At 52.3% G+C, this 1,988-nt stretch carries 1 protein-coding gene and 1 tRNA gene; both read right to left on the minus strand.

Annotated elements, in window-relative coordinates; translation table 11 throughout:
* Positions 1-185 precede the first annotated feature (185 nt).
* A complete protein-coding gene (locus tag SFLMC1_RS09435) occupies positions 186-1,340 on the minus strand; it encodes a hypothetical protein (RefSeq protein ID WP_152074673.1) in 1,155 nt (384 codons plus the stop codon).
* A 391-nt stretch (positions 1,341-1,731) separates the two neighbouring features.
* Positions 1,732-1,806: transfer RNA gene (locus SFLMC1_RS09440), tRNA-Val, on the minus strand.
* Between the last annotated feature and the right edge of the window lie 182 nt (positions 1,807-1,988).

Consider the following 1,988-nt stretch of genomic DNA (forward strand, 5'->3'; position numbering starts at 1 on the left):
GGCCGTCATCCCCCGACCATGGCGTCTCGGGCAAAAATAAAACCGCAGGTAAACGGCCTGCGGTTTTCGCGAAATAAGGGGTATGGTCTAGGGGTCGGGGTTAAACGTAGTAGATGGGCCGGTTTCGTGGCGGGGGCATCGCAGGCAGCCGACCGAGGGCGCCCGGAAGTGAGCAAGGCACCCGTCTAACGACCGATTTCCAGCCAGTTGCATAGTACGTTGGCTCGCAACTCCATTTCCGTCGTCTTTTGCGCCTTATTTTTGCACCTATAGCGCAATTCCAAGCGCGAGCAAAGACTTCGCACGATCGCATCAAGTTGCTCGGCATCGTTAAGCATGTCGTGCGTAACCAGAAAGACGTCATACCCCATACTTTGCAGCGCCGTCATGCGTTTGGCATCGTGGTCGAGCACGGCGCCTGATCCGTGGATAACCTCTCCCTGAATCTCCACGATGCCTGCTTTCATTATGGTTGGATTTATGATCACGATATCCCCGTAGCAGACTTTTTGCCCTGCAATGATCTGCGCCGATGCGGTAAGCGGCGTAAGGTCGTTAACATTAACGTTTCGAAAGCCGGCACCGCCGCGAGAGCGTGGAAGCGATAGCAATAAAATTCCTGCAACTTCAAGCGGAGAAGCTGCTATACCTGTCACCAGCTGAGCGGCGTTGTAAAACTTCGTACCCCACTTTCGTTTTTTCATCTTACTGGCGTACTCATGAAGCTCGTGTAATTCGATGAGCGGCTTCCTCATCCAGAGCGAAGTGCCCTTTAGCCTTGTTACCTCCTTTGTTTTTTGTCCGTTGGGCCCCTTCGTATTTACCTGTTCTTTTACTTTTATGCGCGCATAAACGCGTTTCCATTGTGGCTCGTCTTGGCTTTCATCGAGTTCAAAGAGGGATTCGGTGGTTGCATTCTCGGCAGCGTCATTGGCTTTGTCTAGTTCCGCCTCTGCTGCTGCGGTGGGCTCAAAGATTGAAAACCATCCGCAAAATTCGTACATGGCAAGGACGAGATCGGTTGGAGACACAAAGCGTGCCATGGTAAATAGCGTCGCAAGTGGATTGGTAACCCTAAAGCTCATCGCGGTTTCCAGCGTGCTATCCACTCCCGAAGCATCATCACAGTGGATTGTTGTCCGTAATCCCGAATGGTAGTTAACGCCACCGGGCACTGTGGTGGTAATAATCGGGGTCTTGAGGATATCGGTTACGAAAGGGGCTTGGGCTAGAGCTCGCCAGCCGTCTTCTGGGCTTGGCAGTCTTGGGTAGAGGTCGCGGACCTGCGGTGGGCAGCGCCAGTAGCGGAACGCGGTGTTTGCACAAATGATCTCGTCCATATGGGCCTCCCCTAGCTTTGGCTGCGTGCCGTTATGTTTGCAGGTAGACCGATTATCAATGGCGGCATCATGCGGGTGAGTACCGGAAGCTGACCAAATGCTGGCCAATAGCTTGACGCATTTCGCCTAAAGATCGCCGTGCGGCACAAATCTGCTGGTAGGAGTTCTGGAGCCGTGGTCCCTATCTCCACATTTGTACGTGAATCCCATGGCAAATTCAATGAAAGAGCACATGGGCTTTATGCAAAACGCGCGATGACGTCAGCACAGGAGAGATCAGCTAGAAACGCGTTTAAAAATTTCGATTCGATTTTGGTGTCAGATTTGGTGTCACCCTTGGTGTCAAAAAGAAAAAGGCCAGAGACTTAACATCTCTGACCTGCGCTTTTGATGGTGGGCGATACAAGATTCGAACTTGTGACCCCATCCGTGTGAAGGATATGCTCTACCCCTGAGCCAATCGCCCGTCGCCTTTCGGCAAAAGAGATACTAACATAGCCGTGCGTGGTTTACCAAGAACTTTTTGCTCCCGATTTTAAATTCGTGGGAGCCTTGATTGGCAACTTCATCCGAACACTTCCCACATTCATCCGCACATGTACGGATGAATGTGGGAATCCGATACCCTGAGGGCCGGACCGGCCGGCC

The sequence above is a fragment of the Collinsella aerofaciens genome, assembly GCF_901212495.1.
GTDB classification, from domain to species: domain Bacteria; phylum Actinomycetota; class Coriobacteriia; order Coriobacteriales; family Coriobacteriaceae; genus Collinsella; species Collinsella aerofaciens_H.

Coding starts and splice junctions, on each gene's coding strand:
- SFLMC1_RS09435 (WP_152074673.1), bottom strand. CDS start 1,340: ATGGACGAGATCATTTGTGCAAACACCGCGTTCCGCTACTGGCGCTGC.